Origin of the sequence: Pantoea sp. GbtcB22 (assembly GCF_019091025.1) — a bacterium.
GTDB classification, from domain to species: domain Bacteria; phylum Pseudomonadota; class Gammaproteobacteria; order Enterobacterales; family Enterobacteriaceae; genus Pantoea; species Pantoea leporis.
In genome coordinates this window covers 160890-181666 of the sequence record NZ_JAGXKB010000009.1, presented here as the reverse complement: position 1 = coordinate 181666, position 20777 = coordinate 160890, and the positions used below count along the sequence as shown (strand labels likewise).

Here is a 20777-nt window from a genome sequence, read left to right as displayed (position 1 = left end):
AGTAGCACAGATTGCTTCTGGTTTTTTCGCGACGTTGACATAATGTAGCGTCTGCGCAAGGAACTGTGCAGCAAGTCCATTGAATTTGTGAGGGTTTGAATGACCAAAGAAATGCAAACTTTAGCGATTGCTCCTCTGGGTAACCTGGAATCTTACGTTCGGGCTGCCAACAACTGGCCGGTGCTGACGGCAGAAGAGGAAAAAGCATTGGCTGAGCGGCTGCATTACCAGGGCGATCTGGATGCAGCAAAGACGCTGATCCTGTCTCACCTGCGCTTTGTTGTTCATATTGCTCGTAACTACTCCGGTTACGGCTTGCCGCAGGCGGACCTGATTCAGGAAGGCAACATCGGCCTGATGAAGGCGGTGCGTCGCTTCAACCCTGAAGTCGGCGTGCGCCTGGTGTCGTTTGCCGTGCACTGGATTAAAGCAGAGATTCACGAATACGTGCTGCGTAACTGGCGTATCGTGAAAGTCGCGACCACCAAAGCGCAGCGCAAGCTGTTCTTTAACCTGCGTAAAAGCAAACAGCGTCTCGGTTGGTTTAACCAGGACGAAGTAGAAATGGTCGCACGCGAGCTGGGCGTGAGCAGTAAAGACGTGCTGGAAATGGAATCGCGCATGGCTGCGCAGGATATGACTTTCGACATGTCATCTGATGACGAAGCAGGCGAAGGTAAAGCGATGGCGCCGGTGCTGTATCTGCAGGATAAAACCTCTGACTTTGCCGATGGCATCGAAGAGGACAACTGGGATGCACATGCGGCTGATAAGCTGAGCGATGCGATGCTGAGCCTCGACGAGCGTAGTCAGGACATTATCCGTGCCCGCTGGCTGGACGATGACAACAAAACCACGCTGCAGGAGTTGGCCGACAAATACGGCGTCTCTGCGGAGCGCGTGCGTCAGCTGGAAAAGAACGCCATGAAGAAACTGCGTGTGGCGATTGAAGCCTGATAGTGATCGGGTGGAAAAACGGGGCGACTTTTAAGTCGCCCTTTTTATTACCTGGTCGCTACGCATCACGTTCAGGCATTCCGCGCGACATCCTTTCAACGTACCCAACCATCAGCCTGCGCACGAAAACCACAAGCCTGCATAAACGCCGCACGCACCCCCTGTTCGGCGTCGCCGTCATCGGCAATCCACCAATCTGCTAACGCGCTATTCTGCGCGATCGTCTCTTCCAGCAAGTATTGCCCCACGCCACGTCGACGCGTGACTTCGCGAACGTTGAGGTGGGTAATTTTCCCCTGCGTGCCGCTGAGGGTCAGCTGCAGCGCCGCCAGTAATCGGTCGTTAAAACGCGCCGCATACAAACGCTGCGTGTCGCTGAGTTGTGCTTCCAGTTGCACAATATCGATTTCCGGCCAGACTTTAGCTAAATCGATACGATCCTGAGCGGTTAACGATGCTAAGCGCTGGATTGTCAGCTTCATACCTAATACCTGTACTAGTGCAAAGGCGATAGTGTAGCGAATTTAGACAGTCAGAGCGCTGTCACTTTTTTCTGATGAAAATAGGTCAAATGCCGGTCAGTTTGCCAGGATTGTGGAGTAAGCCATCAACGATAGTTGAAAAAGCCAGCATAACGCGCTGGTATCCTGTTGAAAAATCGGCCATAACAACCAGACGATTCTGCTGATCCACTCAGTCAATTCTGAATATGTCAGTTGATTTACAGAAGAAAGTTCCTGTTTAATAACCTGAAAAATAAAGCCTTATTACCTATAAATGCCAGAAAAGCGCGCTAACCCATTATTGCAGAATGAGTTTTCCTCTTTGACTGGCAGAAAATAAACAATCACAACATACACGACACAACAGATGGGGAAGTTCGCATGAAAATGAGTAAAGGACGCGCATTACTGGCGGGCTGCGTTGCCCTGGCGATGAGCCATGCGGCGCTGGCTAAAGACATCAAAATTGCCATCGTAGGCGCATCAACCGGTCCGGTCGCGCAGTACGGTGACATGCAGTTTACCGGTGCCGCGCAGGCGATTAAGGACATCAACGCCAAAGGCGGCGTTAACGGTGACAAACTGGTTGGCGTGGAATATGACGATGCCTGTGACCCGAAACAAGCGGTTGCGGTTGCCAACAAAGTGGTTAACGACGGCATCAAATACGTTATCGGCCATCTGTGCTCCTCCTCTACTCAGCCAGCTTCAGACATCTATAACGATGAAGGCGTGCTGATGATCACCCCAGCCGCTACCGCGCCTGAACTGACTGCACGTGGCTATGCTGACGTGCTGCGTACTACCGGTCTGGATTCCGATCAGGGCCCAACGGCGGCGACCTACATCCTCGACCACATCAAGCCAAAACGTATCGCTGTGGTGCATGACAAACAGCAATATGGTCAGGGCCTGGCGGAATCGGTGCAGAAAACCCTGAAAGCCAAAGGCGGCAACGTGGTGCTGTTTGAAGGTATCACCGCCGGTGATAAAGACTTCTCCACGCTGATTGCGCGTCTGAAGAAAGAAAACGTCGATTTCGTTTACTACGGTGGCTATTACCCGGAGCTGGGCCAGATTCTGCGTCAGGCAAAATCCGCTGGCCTGAATGCCGGTTTCATGGGTCCGGAAGGCGTGGGCAACGCTTCTCTGTCTAACATCGCTGGCGATGCGTCTGAAGGCCTGTTCGTGACCCTGCCGAAACGTTATGACCAGCTGCCAGAGAACAAGGCGATTGTTGATGCGATTAAAGCCAACACCGCGTCTAACCGCAAAGATCCAACCGGTCCGTTCGTCTGGACCACCTACGCGGCGATTCAGTCGCTGGTGGCCGGAATCGAACGCAGCAAGAGCGATGAGCCCGATGCGATTGCGAAGAACCTGAAAGAGGGCGCTGCCGTTCCAACCGTGATGGGCAACCTGAACTGGGATGAGAAAGGTGACCTGAAGGGCTTCGAATTTGGTGTCTTCAAATGGCACAAAGACGGCTCTTCTACCGCAGTTAAGTAATCCCCCAAAATTCCCTTTCCCGCACGCGGGAGAGGGAATTATTCAGCTCCAGAGCAGGTCCTCACTATGTCCGAGCAGTTTCTCTATTTTATTCAGCAGATGTTCAACGGGGTGACCCTCGGGAGCACCTACGCGCTGATCGCCATCGGTTACACCATGGTTTACGGCATTATCGGCATGATCAACTTCGCCCACGGCGAGGTGTACATGATCGGTAGCTATGTCTCCTTTATCGTGATTGCCGCCCTGATGATGATGGGCATCGATACCTCGTGGCTGATGATCGCCGCCGGTTTCGTGATGGCGGTGATCATCTCCAGCGCCTATGGCTGGAGCATCGAGCGCGTGGCGTACCGGCCGGTGCGATCGTCCAAGCGCCTGATCGCGCTGATCTCCGCGATCGGGATGTCGATCTTCCTGCAAAACTACGTCAGCCTGACGCAAGGCTCGCGCGATCTTGCGCTGCCAAGCCTGATCACCGGCCAGTGGACGCTGGGCGAGAGCAACGGCTTTGCGGCCACGCTCTCCACCATGCAACTGGTGATTTGGGTGGTGACCTTCCTGTCGATGCTGGCGCTGACGCTGTTCATCCGTTATTCACGCATGGGCCGCGCCTGCCGCGCCTGTGCAGAAGACCTGAAAATGGCCAGCCTGCTGGGTATCAACACCGACCGTGTTATCTCTCTCACCTTTATCATTGGTGCCGCGATGGCCGCGGTGGCGGGCGTATTGCTCGGTCAATTCTACGGCTCCATTAACCCATTCATCGGCTTTATGGCCGGGATGAAAGCCTTCACCGCCGCGGTATTAGGCGGTATCGGCAGTATTCCAGGCGCAATGATTGGCGGCCTGGTGCTGGGCATTGCAGAAGCGCTGACCTCGGCGTATCTGTCGACCGAGTATAAAGATGTGGTCTCCTTCGCGCTGCTGATTGTGGTGCTGCTGGTAATGCCAACCGGGATTCTTGGCCGTCCGGAGGTGGAGAAAGTATGAAACGCCTCGGTTTGGTCAACGCCGTGATCTCCACGGTGATGTTGCTGATTCTCGCTACTTTCTTTATGGGCGTGCGCCTCGATCTGGACGGCACCAAACTGGTGGTCGCCAATGCGGGCGCGGTGCGCTGGAACTGGATCTTCGTGGGTTGTGCGGTGGTGTTTGTCTTCCAGCTGCTGCGTCCGCTGGTGCAGGGTAAATTCAAACGCAGCGGCAAAGGTTTTGTTCTGCCGGGTTTTGATGGATCAACGCCAAAGCAGAAGCTGTTGATGGCGCTGGTGATTGCCGCCGCCGTTATCTGGCCGTTTCTGGTCTCGCGCGGCAGCGTCGATATCGCCACGCTGACACTGATCTACGTAATGCTCGGGCTCGGATTGAACGTGGTGGTGGGTTTGTCTGGTTTGCTGGTGCTGGGCTACGGCGGTTTCTACGCCATCGGCGCTTACACCTTCGCGTTGCTTAATCACTATTACGGTTTTGGTTTCTGGGAAAGTCTGCCGCTGGCCGGTTTAGTCGCCGGTGCGTTTGGCCTGATGCTCGGCTTCCCGGTGCTGCGCCTGCGCGGTGACTATCTGGCGATCGTCACGCTCGGCTTCGGTGAAATCGTGCGTATTCTGCTGCTGAATAATACCGCGATCACCGGCGGCCCGAACGGCATCGCGCAGATTCCCAAGCCAAGTCTGTTTGGTCTGGAGTTTGGCCGCCGCGTCAGTGAAGGCGGCTGGAGCACTTTCCACGATTTCTTCGGCCTGAAATACGATCCCAGCGACCGCGTGATTTTCCTCTATCTGGTGGCGCTGCTGCTGGTGGTGCTGACGCTGTTTGTGATCAACCGTTTGCTGCGTATGCCGCTGGGCCGCGCGTGGGAAGCGCTGCGTGAAGATGAGATCGCCTGCCGTTCGCTCGGCCTGAGCCCAACGCGCATCAAGCTGACCGCTTTCACCATCAGCGCCGTGTTCGCCGGCTTCGCGGGGACGCTGTTCGCCGCTCGTCAGGGCTTCGTCAGCCCGGAATCCTTCACCTTCGTCGAATCTGCCTTTGTGCTGGCGATTGTGGTGTTGGGCGGCATGGGTTCGCAGCTGGCAGTGATCCTTGCAGCGATTCTGCTGGTGGTATCACGCGAGCTGATGCGTGATTTGAACGAGTACAGCATGCTGGTGCTCGGCGGTTTGATGGTGCTGATGATGATCTGGCGTCCGCAAGGTCTGCTGCCGATGAAACGTCCGCATCTGAAGATGAAAAGCAGTAAACAAGGAGAGCAGGCATGAGTCAGCCTTTATTAGCCGTTGAAGGCCTGATGATGCGCTTCGGCGGCCTGTTAGCCGTCAACAACGTGGCGCTTGAGCTGCATCCACAGGAAATTGTTTCGCTGATTGGCCCGAACGGTGCCGGTAAAACCACGGTGTTCAACTGCCTGACCGGTTTCTACAAACCGACCGGCGGCACCATCAAACTGCGCGATCAACAACTGCAAGGTTTGCCAGGCCAGAAGATTGCGCGCATGGGCATTGTGCGTACCTTCCAGCATGTGCGTTTGTTCCGTGAAATGACGGTGATTGAGAACCTGCTGGTGGCACAACATCAGCACCTGAAAAGCGGCGTGTTCTCCGGCTTGTTCAAAACCCCGGCTTTCCGTCGCGGTGAGAGCGAAGCGCTGGATCGCGCGGCAACCTGGCTTGAACGCATCGGTTTGCTGGATCTGGCTAACCGTCAGGCGGGTAACCTTGCTTACGGTCAGCAGCGTCGTCTGGAGATTGCGCGCTGCATGGTGACGCGTCCGGAAATCCTGATGCTGGATGAACCGGCGGCGGGTCTTAACCCGCGTGAAACGCACGAACTTGATGAGCTGATCGCCGAACTGCGCGGTGAGCACAAGGTTGCCGTGCTGCTGATTGAACACGATATGAAGCTGGTGATGGGCATTTCTGACCGCATTTACGTGGTGAATCAGGGAACGCCGCTGGCTAACGGCACGCCGGAACAGGTGCGTAACAATCCGGATGTGATCCGTGCTTATTTAGGTGAGGCGTAACATGGCAAACCCGATTTTAACTTTGCAGAATGTCAGCGCCCATTACGGTCCGATTCAGGCGCTGCACAACATTAATCTGCACATCAATCAGGGTGAAATCGTCACGCTGATCGGTGCCAACGGCGCGGGTAAAACCACGTTGCTCGGCACTTTGTGTGGCGAACCACGCGCCACCAGCGGCACCATCACCTTTGATGGTAAAACAATCACCGACTGGCAAACCGCGAAAATCATGCGTGAAGCGATTGCCATCGTGCCGGAAGGCCGTCGGGTGTTTTCGCGCATGACGGTGGAAGAGAACCTGGCGATGGGCGGTTTTTTCGCCACGCGTCAGCAGTATCTGGAGCGTATCGATCGCGTTTATCAGCTGTTTTCACGGCTGGCAGAACGTAAAGCACAGCGCGCGGGCACCATGTCTGGCGGTGAGCAGCAGATGCTGGCGATTGGTCGCGCGTTGATGAGCCAGCCGCGTTTGCTGCTGCTGGATGAGCCGTCGTTGGGTTTGGCGCCGATTATCATTCAGCAGATCTTCGACACCATTGAGCAGCTGCGTAAAGAGGGCATGACCATCTTCCTCGTCGAGCAGAACGCCAACCAGGCGCTGAAGCTGGCAGATCGCGGCTATGTGCTAGAGAACGGCCACGTGGTGCTGGAGGACAGCGGCGAAGCGTTGCTGTCCAACGAAGCAGTGCGGAGTGCGTATTTAGGCGCGTAAGTTGGTGCTCGCTGTCCCCCATCCCGGCCTTCCCCCGCTAGCGGGGGAAGGAGATGCTGCCACATGCAGCTTCAGAACGAACATATGGCAGCATCTTCCTCCCCCATTAATGGGGGAGGACCGAGGAGGGGGACAGCGAGCACGCACGAATTAGCTCAGTTTTCATTACCAACCCACCTGTCACATCCCCGTCATAAACCTGTTATTAATCCGTCATTTCCCCGTGTCATGTTACGTCGCGAACTAAAAAATGCGCGCATTCGCGCGTACTTAACAGCACAGGAAAAACCTTATGTCCGCTTTTACGCTTCGTCCCCGCCTGTTGAGTGTCGTGCTCGGCCTGGCGCTCAGCGGTAATGCGCTGGCTGCAACTGAGATCCCTTTCTGGCACTCAATGGAAGGCGAGTTAGGCAAAGAAGTTGATTCTCTGGCACAACGTTTTAACCAGGCTCATCCCGATTACAAAATCGTTCCGACTTACAAAGGCAACTACGAGCAGAGCTTAGCGGCGGGTATCGCGGCAGTGCGCGCCGGTAAAGCACCTGCGCTGCTGCAGGTGTATGAAGTCGGTACGGCGACCATGATGGCGTCAAAAGCTATCGTGCCGGTCAACCAGGTGTTTAAAGACGCCGGCGTGCAAATGGATCCCAGGCAGTTCGTGCCAGCCGTTGCCGGTTACTACAGCGACAGCAAAGGCCAGCTGATCTCGCAGCCGTTCAACAGCTCCACGCCGGTGCTGTACTACAACAAAGATGCGTTCAAAAAAGCCGGTCTGAACCCGGATCAGCCACCAAAAACCTGGCAGGAGCTGGCGAAAGACGCCGAAGCGCTGCGCAAAGCGGGCCTGACCTGCGGTTACGCCAGCGGCTGGCAGGGCTGGATTCAGATTGAAAACTTCAACGCCTGGCATGCGCTGCCGGTCGCCACCAAAAATAACGGCTTTGACGGTACCGATGCTGTACTTGAATTCAACAAGCCGGTGCAGGTGCGCCACATCGAAATGCTGGAAGCGATGAACAAGAAGGGGGATTTCACCTACTTCGGTCGCAAAGATGAATCCACCGCCAAGTTCTACAACGGCGATTGCGGCATCACCACCGCGTCTTCCGGTTCGCTGGCCGACATCAAACACTACGCCAAATTTAACTTCGGCGTAGGCATGATGCCGTACGATGAAACCGTTCCGAACGCACCGCAAAACGCCATCATTGGCGGCGCGAGCCTGTGGGTGATGAAAGGCAAAGATGCCAACACCTACAAAGGCGCGGCGGAGTTCATGAAGTTCCTCGCACAGCCGGAAATCGCTGCCGAATGGCACCAGAAAACCGGTTATCTGCCTATCACCACCGCCGCATACGAACTGACTAAGCAACAGGGCTTCTATGACAAGAACCCCGGCGCAGACATCGCTACGCGTCAGATGCTGAACAAAGATCCGCTGCCGTTCACCAAAGGCATGCGTCTGGGCAACATGCCACAGATTCGTACCATCGTGGACGAAGAGCTAGAAAGCGTGTGGACCGGCAAACAGGCGCCGCAAGCCGCGCTGGATAACGCTGTGAAACGCGGTAACGAACTGCTGCGCCGTTTTGAGCAGCAAGTGAAGTAACGCTGTTATCTCGGGGCCGACGCCTGGCGTTCGCCCCGATTTTTCTCCTGGATTGAGCCTGCTATGTCCTCATCGCGCCCGGTATTTCGCTCCCGTTTTCTGCCCTATTTGCTGCTGCTGCCGCAACTGGTGATCACGGCCATCTTCTTTCTGTGGCCAGCCGGTGAAGCCTTGTGGTATTCGCTGCAAAGCATTGATCCTTTTGGCATCTCCAGCACATTCGTCGGAATGGCGAACTTTAAACGCCTGTTCAGCGACGAGTACTATCTGGCGTCCTTTTGGACCACCATTGAATTCAGTGCGCTGGTCACGATTTGCGGCATGACCTTTTCCCTGCTGCTGGCGGCGCTGGTGGATTACGTGATTCGCCTGCGCAAGCTTTACCAAACCTTGCTGCTGCTGCCGTACGCGGTGGCGCCGGTAGTAGCGGCGGTGCTGTGGATGTTCCTGTTTAATCCGGGCCTCGGTTTGTTCAGCCATCTGCTGAACCAAATGGGCTACAACTGGAACTACGCGCAAAACAGCGGTCAGGCGATGTTCCTGATTGTGCTGGCGTCGATCTGGCAGCAAATGAGCTACAACTTCCTGTTTTTCTTTGCCGCGCTGCAGTCGATTCCCAAATCGCTGGTGGAAGCGGCGGCGATCGATGGCGCCGGTCCGGTGCGTCGCTTCTTCAATTTATCCCTGCCGCTGATTACGCCGGTGAGCTTTTTCCTGCTGGTGGTCAATCTGGTGTATGCCTTCTTCGATACCTTCCCGGTGATCGATGCCGCCACTGGCGGCGGGCCAGTACAGGCCACCACCACGCTGATCTACAAAATCTATCGCGAAGGCTTCACCGGGCTGGATCTCTCTTCCTCCGCCGCGCAATCGGTGGTGTTGATGCTGCTGGTGATTGGCCTGACTATCCTGCAATTCCGCTTTGTCGAGCGTAAGGTGCAATACCAATGATTGAGAATCGACGCGGGCTGGACATCTTCAGCCATACCTTGCTGGTGCTGGGCGTGCTGACCATTCTGTTCCCGCTCTACATCGCTTTTGTCGCAGCGACGCTGGATAACGAGGCGGTGTATCAGGTGCCGATGACGCTACTGCCGGGCACGCATTTGTGGGAGAACATCGCGCGCATCTGGACGCATGGCGTGAATGGCAACGGTCCGGCGTTTGGCATGATGATGCTCAACAGCCTGCTGATGGCGCTCGGTATCACTATTGGCAAAATCAGCGTCTCGATGCTCTCCGCCTTCGCGCTGGTGTGGTTCCGCTTCCCGCTGCGTTCGCTGTTTTTCTGGCTGATATTCATCACCCTGATGCTGCCGGTGGAAGTGCGTATTTTTCCGACGGTGGAAGTGATTTCGACGCTGAATATGCTCGACAGCTACAGCGGCTTAACGCTGCCGCTGATGGCATCGGCGACGGCCACTTTCCTGTTCCGTCAGTTCTTTATGTCACTGCCGGACGAGCTGATTGAGGCGGCGCGTATCGACGGTGCCAGCCCGATGCGCTTCTTCTGGGACATTGTGTTACCGCTGTCCAAAACCAATCTCGCCGCGCTCTTCGTGATCACCTTTATCTACGGCTGGAACCAATATCTGTGGCCGCTGCTGATCATCAACGATGCCAGCCTCAGCACCGCCGTCGCCGGAGTGAAAAGCATGATCAACAGCAGCGGCGGGCCGACGCAGTGGAATGAAGTGATGGCGGCAATGTTATTAACCCTGATTCCACCGGTGGTGGTGGTACTCGTGATGCAACGTGCGTTTGTGCGTGGCCTGGTAGAGAGTGATAAATAAATGGCAGGCGTAACCCTTCAGACCGTTACCAAATCGTACGACGGAAAAAATCAGATCATTCAGCCCCTGAATATCACCATTAACGATGGCGAATTTATGGTGATGGTCGGCCCTTCCGGCTGCGGTAAATCGACGCTGCTGCGCATGGTGGCGGGCCTTGAGCGCGTATCGTCGGGCGACATCTACATCGACGACAAACGCGTCACCCACATGGAGCCGAAAGATCGCGGCATCGCCATGGTGTTCCAGAACTACGCGCTCTATCCGCACATGACGGTGGGCGAAAACATGGCGTATGGCCTGAAAATTCGCGGCATGGGCAAAGTGCAGATTGATCAGCGCGTGATGGAAGCCGCGCGCAGCCTCGAACTGGATCATCTGCTGCATCGCCGCCCGCGTGAGCTGTCGGGCGGGCAGCGTCAGCGCGTGGCGATGGGGCGCGCTATCGTGCGTGAACCGGCTGTTTTCCTGTTTGATGAGCCGCTGTCGAATCTCGATGCGCGCCTGCGCGTGCAGATGCGTCTTGAGCTGCAACAGCTGCATCGCCGCCTGAAAACCACCAGCATCTACGTGACGCACGACCAGGTAGAAGCGATGACGCTGGCGCAACGCGTGATGGTCATGAACAAAGGCGTGGTGGAGCAGGTGGGCACGCCGGTGGAAGTCTACGAGCGTCCGGCCAGCCAGTTTGTTGCCTCGTTTATCGGCGCGCCCGCCATGAATTTGCTGCCAGGGCAAATCAGCAGCGACGGCACGCGTTTCACGCTGGATGCGCTTAACAGCTTGCTGCTGGGCGAGAGCAGAGCCAAATGGGCCAATCGCCCGATGACGCTCGGCATTCGTCCCGAACACATTAAACTCAGCAGCCGCGACGCGGGCGGCATTCCGCTGGTGGTAGAAACGCTGGAGATGCTCGGCGCGGACAATCTGGCGCACGGCCGCATCGGTAACGCGCGCATGGTGGTTCGTTTGCCGCACAGCGAGCGCCCGCTGGCGGGCAGCACCTTGTGGCTGCATCTGCCGCCAAATGCGTTACACTTCTTCGATTCAACCTATGGAAAGCGTCTGGAATGAGTCAACACAACTGGCCTTATCCGCACATTGTCGCGCATCGCGGCGGCGGCAAACTGGCCCCGGAAAATACCCTCGCGGCAATTGATGTCGGCGCGCAGCACGGTCACACCATGATCGAGTTTGATGCCAAGCTGTCGCAAGATAAGCAAATTTTCCTGCTGCACGACGATACGCTGGATCGCACCAGCAACGGTTGGGGCGTGGCGGGCGCGCTGTCGTGGCATAAGCTGTCACAGCTGGATGCCGGCGGCTGGTTTAGCCGCGATTACGAAGGCGAACCGCTGGCGCTGCTGAGCGAAGTGGCCGAGCGTTGTCGCCAGCATCAGATGATGGCGAACATCGAGATCAAACCCACCACCGGGCAGGAGGTGGAAACTGGCCGCAATGTGGCGCTGGCCGCACGCGAACTGTGGCAAGGACAAACCGCACCGCTGCTCTCCTCCTTCTCTTACGCAGCGCTGGAGGCTGCGATGGAGGCAGCACCTGAACTGCCGCGCGGGTTGCTGCTGGATGAGTGGCACGACGATTGGCAGGCGCTGACCGCGCGTCTGGATTGCGTGTCGATCCATCTCAACCACAAATTACTCGACGCCAAACGCACCGCGCAGCTGAAAGCGGCCGGTCTGCATATTCTGGTGTATACCGTGAATCAGCCCGCGCGGGCGCGCGAGCTGTTGAGTTGGGGCGTCGATGCTATCTGCACCGACCGCATCGATATTATCGGTCCCGACTTCCGCTAGTTCTGCTGCTGTTTCTGGCCCGGCTGCGACTGAATCACCCGCTGCTGGGCGCTATCCCGCTGTTCCTGCACCTTGCGCTGGACATCCTGACTTTGCTGCTGCTGATTCTGCTGCAACCTGAGCTTCTGCTGTTGCTGCTGATTCTGCATCTGCGACTGCATCCGCTGCTGGCTCGGGTTGAAGCCGGGTTTGTTCGGATCGTTGGTGCTGTTCAACGTATTTGCCATGCTGCTTAACGGCAGCAATGCTGCGATCACAATTAGCCATTTGTTCATGGTCTTCCTCCATTCATGCAGCCTGCTGTGTGCTGATGCTGCCAAAGTGGCAACACGCGCTGCAGCCATAAGTTTATGCGATATCACAAACCTATGATCCAGGAGTGCGCCGAATTTAGCTTACTGCTACGCTTTTTACCGTGTTTGCAAACACTTGCATCAATAAATAACAAATGGATACCCAAAATAATTCGAGGCGCAGGAAGGCGGCAAACGAGAGAGTCCCGATGAGCTTACATAAGTAAGTGATTCGGGTGAACGAGAGCAGCCAACGCATCTGCACCTTGAAGTATGAAGGGTATAAATAACTTTAAAAGGATGGTGGCAGGATGAGGATAAAGGGCAACGTGCGTCAGTTCGGCTGGGCATTATTGATGAGTTTTACCGTGGTGCAGGGCGCACACGCTGCGCCCGCCAACGCGCCGCCGGTTTCGTATGGCGTTGATAGTGATACCTTTCACCCGGTAAAAGCCAAACATGGCATGGTGGCATCGGTGGATGCGATGGCGACAGAAGTCGGCGTCGATATTCTTAAGCAGGGCGGTAACGCGGTGGATGCGGCGGTTGCGGTGGGTTTCGCGCTGGCGGTGACGCATCCGCAGGCCGGTAATCTCGGCGGCGGGGGCTTTATGCTGCTACGCACCGCATCGGGCCGCACCACCGCCATCGACTTCCGCGAAATGGCACCGGCGCGCGCGTCACGCGATATGTTCCTTGATAAGCAGGGCAACGCTGATAGTAAGTTGTCACTCACTTCTCATTTAGCCTCGGGTACGCCGGGCACCGTGGCCGGTTTTGCGCTGGCGGCGCAGAAATACGGCACCTTGCCGCTGAGCACATTACTGGCGCCTGCTATCAAACTGGCGCGTGACGGTATCGTAGTGAACGATGCGCTGGCCGACGATCTCGCCACCTACGGCAAAGAGACGCTGATCAACCACGACAACAGCCGCGCGATTTTCTACAAAGCCGATGGTAAGCCGTATCAGAAGGGCGAACGTCTGGTGCAGAAAAACCTCGCGCACAGCCTGCAGCTGATCGCCCAGCAAGGGCCGGATGCGTTCTATAAAGGCAAAATCGCCGATGAAATTGCCGGTGAAATGGCGCAGCACGGCGGCCTGATCGGCAAGCAGGATCTGGCGGCCTATCGCGCGGTGGAACGTAAACCGGTGAGCGGCACCTATCGCGGCTATGAAGTGTTCTCCATGCCGCCGCCATCGTCCGGCGGGATTCACATCGTGCAGATCCTCAATATCCTGGAAAACTTCGACCTGGCAAAATTCGGCTTTGGTAGCGCGGATGCGATGCAGGTGATGGCGGAAGCGGAAAAATACGCTTACGCCGACCGTTCCGAATACCTTGGCGATCCTGATTTCGTCAAAGTGCCGCAGCAGGCGCTGACCAGCAAAGCCTACGCCAAAACCCTGGCGCAGCAGATTGACGTCAATAAAGCGCGTCCATCCAGCGAGATCAAACCCGGTAAACTGGCGCCGTATGAAAGCAATCAAACCACGCATTTCTCGGTGGTGGATAAAGATGGCAACGCGGTCGCGGTGACTTACACGCTGAATACTTACTTCGGCAGCGGCATTGTCGCCGGACAAAGCGGCATCTTGATGAACAATGAAATGGATGATTTCTCGGCCAAACCGGGTACGCCAAACGTCTATGGCTTAGTCGGCGGCGAGGCGAACGCGGTGCAACCGGCTAAACGTCCGCTGTCATCAATGTCGCCTACTATTGTGGCAAAAGACGGTAAAACCTGGCTGGTTACCGGTAGCCCAGGCGGCAGCCGTATTATCACCACCGTGCTGCAAATGGTGGTGAACAGCATCGATTTCGGCATGAACGTAGCGGAAGCGACCAACGCACCGCGCTTCCATCATCAATGGTTGCCCGATCAGCTGCGCGTGGAAAAAGGCTTCAGCCCGGATACGTTGCGCCTGCTGGAAGCCAAAGGCCAGCATGTGAAAGTGATGCCCGCGATGGGCAGCACGCAGAGCATTATGATTGGGCCGGACGGGACGCGTTATGGCGCATCGGATCCGCGTTCAGTGGATGATTTAAGCGCAGGTTATTGATCGCTAATGCGCAATAAATTGCGCCGCTACGGTATGTGCACGCATTTGTAGCGGCGCGATTTAACAGGTTATTTCAAGCGCGCCATATAGTGCGTATCCACCATTTCGCCGTCGCGCATGGCGTGGCGACGTGCGGTGCCTTCGATCTCAAAGCCGAACTGCCGATACAGGCCAAGCGCTTTATGATTATCGGCGAACACCGTCAGCTCAATGCGCGTCACCTGCAGCCAGTTGTAGCACAAATCAATCATCGCTGACATCAGCGCTTTACCGACGCCGCGCCGATGAAAAGCAGAATCGACGCCCATGCCAAAGGTCGCGGTATGGCGACGGCGCGCCACCGATAGCACTTCCACCGTGAGTTGCCCGGCAATCTGATCGTCAATGCACGCCACTAGCATATGCACACCCGGACGCAGATTACTGAGGCGGTCCTGCCACAGCGTCGGCGATTGATACGGCAGATGCAGCGTGTTGGCTTGCGGTTCAGGCTGACTGTACATGCGCGTTAAAGCAGCGGCATCTTCGGGAATAGCATGACGAACAACGATCTGACTCATGAGCGACTCCTTGTGCAAAATGGATAAAATCCCCTTTAACATCAAGGAATTCTCGCTCTTCGTCAATGCAAAATAATTCGCAAAAGGGCTTTACAGACGCGAATGATAATGATTATTATTGCCATGCGAGCTCGGAAACGTCTCCTGACAACCGGGTAAGCACGACATTGCTCACATTGCTTCCAGGTATTATTTAGCCAGCTCGGGTGCTGGCTTTTTTTTTTGCCTTTACAGCGTGTACCAGGTTGCCGCACCGGGCCCGACCGGCAGATTGAAGACAAACACCCAAAGCACAAACAGCAGCGTCCAGCCAATCATAAACACCACCGAATACGGCAACATCATCGCCACCAGCGTACCGATGCCCATGTCGCGTCGATAACGCGCCGCCACCGCCATAATCAGGCCAAAGTAACTCATCATGGGTGTAATCACGTTGGTCACCGAATCGCCGATGCGATATGCCGCCTGAATCACTTCGGGCGCAAAGCCGACCAGCATCAGCATCGGGACAAAAATCGGTGCGGTCACCGCCCATTGCGCCGAGGCGGAGCCAATCATCAGATTGATAAAGCCGCAGATCATGATGAAGCAGACAAACAGCAGTGGCGCGCCCATATCGATTGATGCCAGAAGATTAGCGCCTTTCACTGCCACCACGGTGCCGAAATTGCTCCAGTTAAAAAACGCCACGAACTGCGCAGCAAAGAACACCAGCACGATATACATGCCCATGCTGCTCATACTGGCGGACATGGCGTTAATGACGTCGCGATCGTTGCGCATATTGCCGATCAGGCGGCCATACACCATGCCGGGAATAGCGAAGAAGACAAAGATAAACACCACGATGCCCTTCAGGAACGGTGAACCCGCCAGCGTGCCGGTTTTCGGGTTGAGTAACACGCCGTAGCCCGGAATCACGGTCAGGATCAGCAGCAGCGTAACGCCAAGAACCGCCCAGCCCGCGCCTTTCAACGCCCGACGTTCTTGCATCGTCAGCGCGCCCATATCGCCTCGCACCGCATCACCTTCGCTGTCGTGATATTTGCCCAGTTTAGGTTCGACGATGCTGTTGGTGATCCAGGTGCCAAGAATGGCAATCACGAAGGTACTGACAAACATAAAGTACCAGTTCACTTCCGGGCCAACATGGTAGTCAGGATCGATAATCTGCGCGGCGCTTTGGGTAATGCCCGAGAGCAGCGGATCGATGGTGCCAAGCAGTAAGTTGGCGCTGTAGCCGCCAGAAACCCCGGCAAACGCCGCGGCCAGGCCCGCCAGGGGATGACGGCCCAATGAGTGAAAAATCATCGCGGCCAGCGGAATCAGCACCACATAGCCCAGCTCAGAAGCGGTGTTGGAGATAATGCCAGCGAAGACGATGGTGAAGGTGATGAGCTTTTTCGGTGCGTTAAACACCAGCGCGCGCATCGCCGCCGAGAGCAGCCCTGAATGTTCGGCAATCCCCACACCGAGCAGCGCAACCAACACGGTGCCGAGCGGCGCAAAGCCGGTAAAGTTGGTGACCAGATGGCTGACGATGCGTTGCAAACCTTCGGCACTCATCAGGCTAACCACGTGAATCACACCGTCTGGTGCGCGTCCTGCCGCGCCAACTGGGCGGGGATCGATCACGTTGACGCCAAACGCTGCGGCAATGGCAGACGCAACAATGATAAACAGTGAAAACAGGGCAAATAAAGTAATCGGATGCGGTAATAAATTACCCAGCCATTCAACGGTATTCAAAAAGCGCTCAATCGGGCGCTTAGCGGGTGGAGTGATGTGTTCTGACATAATTTTTCCTTGTTATTCCTGCTTGCAGGGTCCGTGATGCTCATTGTTATGTAGTGGGTTATCTACAAGACCAATCTCGTTCGCACTTCCTCATCAGTAAAATCTGGGTCGTTTTTTCGTTTTCATTCACTTTTTTTGAACAGAGGGATGAAGTTTTTCAGCTATCAATCAATCCTTCGCAGTACCAAACTGTAAAAAACATTGAGGAGAATTGAACATGATTTATGTACGTAAAGCTGAAGAACGCGGTCACGCTAATCACGGTTGGCTGGATAGCTGGCACACTTTTTCTTTCGCCGATTATCACGATGCCAACTTTATGGGCTTCTCGGCATTGCGCGTGATTAACGAAGATGTTATCGATGGTGGTCAGGGCTTCGGCACCCATCCGCATAAAGACATGGAAATCCTGACCTATGTGCTGTCTGGCACCGTTGAACATCAGGACAGCATGGGCAATAAAGAGCAGATTCCGAGCGGTGAGTTCCAAATCATGAGCGCCGGTACCGGCGTGCGACATTCGGAGTACAACGCCAGCGCCACCGATCCGCTGCACCTGTATCAGATCTGGATCATTCCAGAGCGCAAAGGCATTGAGCCGCGTTACGCGCAACGCCGTTTCGATAATGTTAAAGGCCGCCAGTTTGTGCTGACGCCGGATGAACGTGACGGATCGCTCAAGGTGTTTCAGGACATGACGTTGTCGCGCTGGGTCTTTGCTGAGGGCGAAAGCGATGAAGTGACAGTTGAAGCCGGTCGTCGCGTGTGGATTCAGGTGGTGAAAGGGCTGGTGAGCGTGAATGGCGAACAGGTTGGCAGCAGCGATGCGCTGGCGATTTGGGATGAAAGCGCGCTGAGCATCAAAGCTGACAGCGATGCAGAGATTCTGCTGTTTGATTTGCCACCGGTTTAAAGGTCGCGCAATGAATGGCGCCGCTGCAATATCTGCACGTATTTGTAGCGGCGCGATTGATCGCGCAGGTTTTCCTCAAAGGCAGTGCATGACAAAAAAATGATAAACTCGTCGTATCTCTGATTTCAGGCGCATACGATGAAGAAGAAAAGACCGGTATTACAGGACGTTGCCGATCGTGTCGGCATCACAAAAATGACCGTCAGTCGCTACCTGCGCAATCCCGATCAGGTTTCTGCGGCGCTGCGCGATAAGATCGCCGTGGCGCTGGACGAACTCGGTTACATCCCCAATCGCGCCCCCGATATGCTCTCCAACGCCACCAGCCGCGCTATCGGCGTGCTGCTGCCTTCCTTAACCAACCAGGTTTTCGCCGACGTATTGCGCGGCATTGAGGCCGTCACCGACGAAGCGGGTTACCAAACGCTGGTGGCGCATTTTGGCTACAACGCGCAGAAAGAGGAGTTACAGCTGCGATCGCTGCTCGGCTGGAACATCGACGGCGTGATCCTCACCGAGCGTACCCATACACCGGGCACGCTGCGCATGCTGGAAGTGGCGGGCATTCCGGTGATTGAGATGATGGATTCGGTCACGCCGTGCCTCGATATGGCGGTGGGCTTTGATAACGTCGAAGCCGCGCGGCAGATGACGCATGCTATTCTGAAAAAAGGCCATCGCCATACGGTTTACCTCGGCGCGCGCCTTGATGAACGTACCTTGCAGAAGCAACAGGGCTACGAAAAAGCGATGCGCGAAGCGGGGCTCACGCCACACAGCGTGATGATGGAAGATGCCTCCTCTTTCAGCGCCGGCGCGCAACTACTGTGCGAGGCGCAAAAGCGCTATCCGGAAACTGACAGCCTGTTTTGTACCAACGATGACCTCGCGGTAGGCGCGATGTTTGAGTGCCAGCGTCAGGGATTACGCGTGCCGCAGCAGATGGCGATTGCCGGTTTCCACGGCCACGACATTACGCAAGTGGTGAATCCGCGCCTCGCCACGGTGTTAACGCCGCGCGAGCGTATGGGACGGGAATCGGCAGCGATGCTGCTGGCGCGCATTGGCGGCGAGCGCACGCTAACGCAACCGCTGGATGTTGGCTTTGAAATCTCCGAAGGTGACAGCATCTGATTTTGGCGATTATTTGAGTCAGTTCACACTTTCGTGCTTTTCCACCTGAGAAGGGTTGCCAGCCTTTCAGTGGGCTCTGACAATGGCAGCTCAATTTGTTATCGGTAACATTGGGCAGAATTCACTGCCGGAGCGCAAAACAATGACAACGCCATCTCCATCGCACCACGTCTTTATCCTGATGGGCGTTTCCGGCAGCGGAAAATCTGCCGTCGCCAATCAGGTCTCTCATCAGTTAAACACTGCGTTCCTCGATGGGGATTTCCTCCATCCGCGCAGCAACATCATGAAAATGGCGGATGGCCATCCGCTGGACGACAACGATCGCCAGCCGTGGCTGCAGGCGCTGAATGATGCGGCATTTGCCATGCAGCGCACGCAGGAGATCTCCATCATCGTCTGTTCGGCGCTGAAAAAGTCCTATCGCGACATCCTGCGTCAGGGCAACGAGAACCTGAAATTCATCTATCTGCAGGGCGACTTCGAAACCATTGAATCCCGCCTGAAAGCGCGTAAAGGTCACTTCTTCAAACCGCAGATGCTGGTGACGCAGTTCGCCACGCTGCAGGAACCCGGCGCGGATGAGCCCGATGTACTGGTGGTTGATATCAATCATTCACTGGATGAGGTAGTTGCGGCCACGGTTGCGACCATTGAGGGTGCAATCAACAAGGGTTAGTCATGAGTACCGCAACGCTAGTGTTAACCGCAGCAGGCTCTGTCCTGCTGCTGCTGTTTTTGGTGATGAAAGCGCGTATGCACGCCTTTGTTGCCCTGATGTTAGTCTCCATTGGTGCCGGTCTGTTCTCCGGCATGCCGCTCGATAAAATCGCTGAAACTATGGAAAAGGGCATGGGCGGAACGCTCGGCTTTCTCGCCATTGTGGTGGCGTTAGGCGCGATGTTCGGCAAGATCCTGCATGAAACCGGCGCCGTCGATCAGATCGCCATTCGCATGTTGAAAACCTTTGGGGAAAGCCGCGCGCACTATGCGATGGGCGTCGCTGGCTTGATCTGTGCGTTGCCGCTGTTCTTTGAAGTGGCGGTGGTGTTGCTGATCAGCATTGCGTTCGCCGTGGCGCGTCGCACCCAAGGCAATTTAGTTAAGCTGGTGATCCCGCTGTTTGCCGGTGTTGCGGCGTCCGCCGCGTTTCTGCTGCCGGGTCCTGCGCCGATGCTGCTGGCCGCGCAGATGCACGCTGATTTTGGCTGGATGATTCTGCTGGGCCTGTGCGCCGCGATTCCGGGCATGCTGATTGCCGGCCCGCTGTTTGGCAGCTTTATTGCCCGACATGTCAGCTTTAGTGCACCGCCGGAAGATCATCAGCCGGAAGTGGAAGAGGGCAAACTGCCGTCGTTTGGCTTTAGTCTGGCGCTGATTCTGTTCCCGCTGCTGCTGGTTGGCCTGAAAACCATCGGCGCACGCTTCACCACGCCGGGTTCCCATCTGTATGAGTGGCTCGAGTTTATCGGCCATCCGTTCACCGCGATTCTGCTGGCCTGTTTGGTAGCGATTTATGGCCTGGCTTATCGTCAGGGCATGGATAAAGAGAAGGTGATGCAGGTGTGCGGCAGCGCGCTGCAACCGGCGGGCATTATTCTGCTGGTGATTGGTGCGGGCGGCGTGTTTAAGCAGGTGCTGGTGGATTCGGGCGTTGGCCCGGTTTTAGGGCATGCGTTGACCGGCGCAGGCATGCCGATTGCGCTGGCGTGCTTCATCCTTTCTGGCGCGATTCGCGTTATTCAGGGTTCGGCCACCGTGGCGTGTTTAACCACCGTCGGTTTAGTGATGCCGGTGATTGAACCGCTGCACTACAGCGGCGCGCAGCTGGCCGCGCTGTCGATCTGTATCGGCGGCGGCTCGATCATTATCAGTCATGTGAATGATGCGGGTTTCTGGCTGTTTGGCCGCTTCACCGGCGCCACCGAAGCCGAAACGCTGAAGACATGGACGCTGATGGAAACCATTTTGGGCACCACCGGCGCGATTGTTGGCATGATTGCGTTTAATTTGCTGTCGTGATGTAAAACCAGCGCAATACATTGCGCCGCTACGGACCATTACGCGGATTTGTAGCGGCGCGATTTAT

The 20777-nt window shown here is 56.0% G+C and carries 21 protein-coding genes; 16 read left to right on the top strand and 5 right to left on the bottom strand.

All coding sequences use genetic code 11. The annotated features are described in order from the left end of the window. The first annotated feature begins 99 nt into the window (after positions 1 to 99). A complete protein-coding gene (rpoH, locus tag KVT28_RS22115; protein ID WP_064737937.1) occupies positions 100 to 957 on the top strand; it encodes an RNA polymerase sigma factor RpoH in 858 nt (285 codons plus the stop codon). A 95-nt stretch (positions 958 to 1052) separates the two neighbouring features. Here rpoH and panM read toward each other — a convergent pair whose 3' ends face one another. Together panM and KVT28_RS28145 are read right to left on the bottom strand one after the other, a co-directional pair. Next, entirely contained in the window at positions 1053 to 1439 is a 387-nt protein-coding gene (gene panM / locus KVT28_RS22110) for an aspartate 1-decarboxylase autocleavage activator PanM (RefSeq protein WP_217550088.1), read from the bottom strand. Between the two features lie 85 nt (positions 1440 to 1524). Next, positions 1525 to 1650, bottom strand: a complete 126-nt coding sequence (locus KVT28_RS28145) for a hypothetical protein (RefSeq protein ID WP_255526491.1) — start codon at positions 1648 to 1650, stop codon at positions 1525 to 1527. A 191-nt stretch (positions 1651 to 1841) separates the two neighbouring features. Between KVT28_RS28145 and KVT28_RS22105 the strand changes: the two genes are divergently transcribed. The 10 genes from KVT28_RS22105 (at position 1842) to ugpQ (ending at position 11925) form a co-directional block, all read left to right on the top strand. Continuing rightward, positions 1842 to 2969 carry a branched-chain amino acid ABC transporter substrate-binding protein gene (locus KVT28_RS22105; protein WP_061718403.1) on the top strand — a complete coding sequence of 376 codons (1128 nt, stop codon included), beginning with the start codon at positions 1842 to 1844 and terminating at the stop codon, positions 2967 to 2969. A gap of 66 nt (positions 2970 to 3035) precedes the next feature. After that, positions 3036 to 3962 (top strand): high-affinity branched-chain amino acid ABC transporter permease LivH, encoded by a 927-nt coding sequence (livH, locus tag KVT28_RS22100; protein WP_101763097.1) that lies wholly within the window; start codon positions 3036 to 3038, stop codon positions 3960 to 3962. Next, a complete protein-coding gene (locus tag KVT28_RS22095) occupies positions 3959 to 5230 on the top strand; it encodes a high-affinity branched-chain amino acid ABC transporter permease LivM (RefSeq protein WP_101763096.1) in 1272 nt (423 codons plus the stop codon). Before livH ends, KVT28_RS22095 begins: the two co-directional genes overlap by 4 nt. Further along, positions 5227 to 5994, top strand: coding sequence for a high-affinity branched-chain amino acid ABC transporter ATP-binding protein LivG (gene livG / locus KVT28_RS22090; protein WP_101763095.1), 768 nt, complete (start codon positions 5227 to 5229; stop codon positions 5992 to 5994). Before KVT28_RS22095 ends, livG begins: the two co-directional genes overlap by 4 nt. Position 5995: 1 nt before the next feature. Continuing rightward, positions 5996 to 6709: a high-affinity branched-chain amino acid ABC transporter ATP-binding protein LivF gene (gene livF / locus KVT28_RS22085; RefSeq protein WP_101763094.1), complete on the top strand. Its 714-nt coding sequence runs from the start codon at positions 5996 to 5998 to the stop codon at positions 6707 to 6709. A 292-nt stretch (positions 6710 to 7001) separates the two neighbouring features. Next, positions 7002 to 8318, top strand: coding sequence for a sn-glycerol-3-phosphate ABC transporter substrate-binding protein UgpB (gene ugpB / locus KVT28_RS22080; protein ID WP_217550086.1), 1317 nt, complete (start codon positions 7002 to 7004; stop codon positions 8316 to 8318). 63 nt (positions 8319 to 8381) lie between these two features. Further along, on the top strand, positions 8382 to 9269 hold the full coding sequence (ugpA, locus tag KVT28_RS22075; protein ID WP_101763092.1) for a sn-glycerol-3-phosphate ABC transporter permease UgpA: 888 nt from the start codon (positions 8382 to 8384) through the stop codon (positions 9267 to 9269). Then, on the top strand, positions 9266 to 10111 hold the full coding sequence (gene ugpE, locus KVT28_RS22070; protein WP_101763091.1) for a sn-glycerol-3-phosphate ABC transporter permease UgpE: 846 nt from the start codon (positions 9266 to 9268) through the stop codon (positions 10109 to 10111). Before ugpA ends, ugpE begins: the two co-directional genes overlap by 4 nt. Next, positions 10112 to 11185 carry a sn-glycerol-3-phosphate import ATP-binding protein UgpC gene (locus KVT28_RS22065; RefSeq protein ID WP_217550084.1) on the top strand — a complete coding sequence of 358 codons (1074 nt, stop codon included), beginning with the start codon at positions 10112 to 10114 and terminating at the stop codon, positions 11183 to 11185. After that, positions 11182 to 11925 (top strand): glycerophosphodiester phosphodiesterase, encoded by a 744-nt coding sequence (ugpQ, locus tag KVT28_RS22060; protein WP_110868135.1) that lies wholly within the window; start codon positions 11182 to 11184, stop codon positions 11923 to 11925. The genes KVT28_RS22065 and ugpQ overlap by 4 nt, the downstream gene beginning before the upstream one ends. Here ugpQ and KVT28_RS22055 read toward each other — a convergent pair. After that, complete coding sequence (locus KVT28_RS22055; RefSeq protein WP_101763088.1) at positions 11922 to 12200, bottom strand: DUF2756 domain-containing protein; 279 nt, start codon at positions 12198 to 12200, stop codon at positions 11922 to 11924. The two genes, ugpQ and KVT28_RS22055, sit on opposite strands and share 4 nt — an antisense overlap. A gap of 329 nt (positions 12201 to 12529) precedes the next feature. On the opposite strand from KVT28_RS22055, the gene ggt reads away from it, so the two are divergent. After that, positions 12530 to 14281: a gamma-glutamyltransferase gene (gene ggt / locus KVT28_RS22050; RefSeq protein ID WP_217550082.1), complete on the top strand. Its 1752-nt coding sequence runs from the start codon at positions 12530 to 12532 to the stop codon at positions 14279 to 14281. A 68-nt stretch (positions 14282 to 14349) separates the two neighbouring features. Here the strand turns inward: ggt and KVT28_RS22045 are convergent, their stop codons facing one another. Together KVT28_RS22045 and KVT28_RS22040 are read right to left on the bottom strand one after the other, a co-directional pair. After that, positions 14350 to 14841 carry a GNAT family N-acetyltransferase gene (locus KVT28_RS22045; RefSeq protein WP_217550080.1) on the bottom strand — a complete coding sequence of 164 codons (492 nt, stop codon included), beginning with the start codon at positions 14839 to 14841 and terminating at the stop codon, positions 14350 to 14352. A 228-nt stretch (positions 14842 to 15069) separates the two neighbouring features. Then, a complete protein-coding gene (locus KVT28_RS22040) occupies positions 15070 to 16641 on the bottom strand; it encodes an AbgT family transporter (protein WP_217550078.1) in 1572 nt (523 codons plus the stop codon). Positions 16642 to 16858: 217 nt separating this feature from the next. Between KVT28_RS22040 and KVT28_RS22035 the strand changes: the two genes are divergently transcribed. The 4 genes from KVT28_RS22035 (at position 16859) to gntU (ending at position 20710) form a co-directional block, all read left to right on the top strand. Beyond that, complete coding sequence (locus KVT28_RS22035; protein ID WP_101763083.1) at positions 16859 to 17554, top strand: pirin family protein; 696 nt, start codon at positions 16859 to 16861, stop codon at positions 17552 to 17554. A gap of 138 nt (positions 17555 to 17692) precedes the next feature. Continuing rightward, positions 17693 to 18688 (top strand): gluconate operon transcriptional repressor GntR, encoded by a 996-nt coding sequence (gene gntR / locus KVT28_RS22030; protein WP_217550076.1) that lies wholly within the window; start codon positions 17693 to 17695, stop codon positions 18686 to 18688. 142 nt (positions 18689 to 18830) lie between these two features. Beyond that, complete coding sequence (gene gntK / locus KVT28_RS22025) at positions 18831 to 19367, top strand: gluconokinase (protein ID WP_036621490.1); 537 nt, start codon at positions 18831 to 18833, stop codon at positions 19365 to 19367. A gap of 2 nt (positions 19368 to 19369) precedes the next feature. Continuing rightward, complete coding sequence (gene gntU / locus KVT28_RS22020) at positions 19370 to 20710, top strand: gluconate transporter (RefSeq protein ID WP_217550074.1); 1341 nt, start codon at positions 19370 to 19372, stop codon at positions 20708 to 20710. Positions 20711 to 20777: the final 67 nt, after the last annotated feature.

Excerpts from the sequence above, each read along its gene's own strand:
- KVT28_RS22035 (WP_101763083.1), top strand. The coding sequence starts at position 16,859 with ATGATTTATGTACGTAAAGCTGAAGAACGCGGTCACGCTAATCACGGT.
- livG (WP_101763095.1), top strand. The coding sequence starts at position 5,227 with ATGAGTCAGCCTTTATTAGCCGTTGAAGGCCTGATGATGCGCTTCGGC.
- ugpB (WP_217550086.1), top strand. The coding sequence starts at position 7,002 with ATGTCCGCTTTTACGCTTCGTCCCCGCCTGTTGAGTGTCGTGCTCGGC.
- livH (WP_101763097.1), top strand. The coding sequence starts at position 3,036 with ATGTCCGAGCAGTTTCTCTATTTTATTCAGCAGATGTTCAACGGGGTG.
- KVT28_RS22095 (WP_101763096.1), top strand. The coding sequence starts at position 3,959 with ATGAAACGCCTCGGTTTGGTCAACGCCGTGATCTCCACGGTGATGTTG.
- livF (WP_101763094.1), top strand. The coding sequence starts at position 5,996 with ATGGCAAACCCGATTTTAACTTTGCAGAATGTCAGCGCCCATTACGGT.
- ugpA (WP_101763092.1), top strand. The coding sequence starts at position 8,382 with ATGTCCTCATCGCGCCCGGTATTTCGCTCCCGTTTTCTGCCCTATTTG.
- ugpE (WP_101763091.1), top strand. The coding sequence starts at position 9,266 with ATGATTGAGAATCGACGCGGGCTGGACATCTTCAGCCATACCTTGCTG.
- panM (WP_217550088.1), bottom strand. The coding sequence starts at position 1,439 with ATGAAGCTGACAATCCAGCGCTTAGCATCGTTAACCGCTCAGGATCGT.
- ugpQ (WP_110868135.1), top strand. The coding sequence starts at position 11,182 with ATGAGTCAACACAACTGGCCTTATCCGCACATTGTCGCGCATCGCGGC.
- gntU (WP_217550074.1), top strand. The coding sequence starts at position 19,370 with ATGAGTACCGCAACGCTAGTGTTAACCGCAGCAGGCTCTGTCCTGCTG.
- KVT28_RS22065 (WP_217550084.1), top strand. The coding sequence starts at position 10,112 with ATGGCAGGCGTAACCCTTCAGACCGTTACCAAATCGTACGACGGAAAA.
- KVT28_RS22105 (WP_061718403.1), top strand. The coding sequence starts at position 1,842 with ATGAAAATGAGTAAAGGACGCGCATTACTGGCGGGCTGCGTTGCCCTG.
- KVT28_RS22040 (WP_217550078.1), bottom strand. The coding sequence starts at position 16,641 with ATGTCAGAACACATCACTCCACCCGCTAAGCGCCCGATTGAGCGCTTT.
- rpoH (WP_064737937.1), top strand. The coding sequence starts at position 100 with ATGACCAAAGAAATGCAAACTTTAGCGATTGCTCCTCTGGGTAACCTG.
- gntK (WP_036621490.1), top strand. The coding sequence starts at position 18,831 with ATGACAACGCCATCTCCATCGCACCACGTCTTTATCCTGATGGGCGTT.
- KVT28_RS22055 (WP_101763088.1), bottom strand. The coding sequence starts at position 12,200 with ATGAACAAATGGCTAATTGTGATCGCAGCATTGCTGCCGTTAAGCAGC.
- gntR (WP_217550076.1), top strand. The coding sequence starts at position 17,693 with ATGAAGAAGAAAAGACCGGTATTACAGGACGTTGCCGATCGTGTCGGC.
- KVT28_RS22045 (WP_217550080.1), bottom strand. The coding sequence starts at position 14,841 with ATGAGTCAGATCGTTGTTCGTCATGCTATTCCCGAAGATGCCGCTGCT.
- ggt (WP_217550082.1), top strand. The coding sequence starts at position 12,530 with ATGAGGATAAAGGGCAACGTGCGTCAGTTCGGCTGGGCATTATTGATG.